This window comes from Cobetia sp. MMG027 (genome assembly GCF_027947415.1).
Taxonomy (GTDB): domain Bacteria; phylum Pseudomonadota; class Gammaproteobacteria; order Pseudomonadales; family Halomonadaceae; genus Cobetia; species Cobetia marina.
The window spans coordinates 1-493 of the sequence record NZ_JAQJIO010000031.1 but is presented as its reverse complement, the minus strand read 5'-3'; the positions used below and the strand labels follow the sequence as shown (position 1 = coordinate 493).

Sequence of the window (493 nt, the reverse complement as noted above, 5' to 3'; positions counted from 1 at the left end):
TTACCTGAAAACCTCTTTCACCGCTGGTAACGCCATGCGTCCCCGGCAGCGGATGCGTACTTTACGCATTCACCTCTGCAAGTGCAAGCGCTTTCTTCAAAAAGCATCCAGCCATGCAGTGTTCGGCGCTTTCGGCCGTCACGATTCAGGACGACATCATGGTAAAGAAGCGGGCCTGATTGATCGCTCTGATGATTCCCGAGAGTCACACCTGGAAAGAAAGGGGTGTGGATAACCTGACATGAGCCGCTCAATGAGAGTTTTCCACACCCTATTACCGAACTGAAACGAGACAATATCTTCACCCATGCGGTGTGAGCATCACCAGGACCGTGCGCCCTCCCCACTCGAAGCGTATGAAGACTTGTACATTTACCTGGCACGTCGAAGATCACCAAGATTCTGGTATCACATTCCAGTGCGCCATTTTTCTGTGCACCACCTCTCCAAGCACCACTTTTTCCGCGCACAAAGAGAACCGCCCCTGCAGCTG

At 52.5% G+C, this 493-nt stretch carries 1 protein-coding gene; it reads left to right on the top strand.

Annotated elements, in window-relative coordinates; genetic code table 11:
• A partial coding sequence (locus PJK54_RS17725) for a hypothetical protein (protein WP_271303513.1) occupies positions 1-235 on the top strand: 235 nt, incomplete at its 5' end.
• Between the last annotated feature and the right edge of the window lie 258 nt (positions 236-493).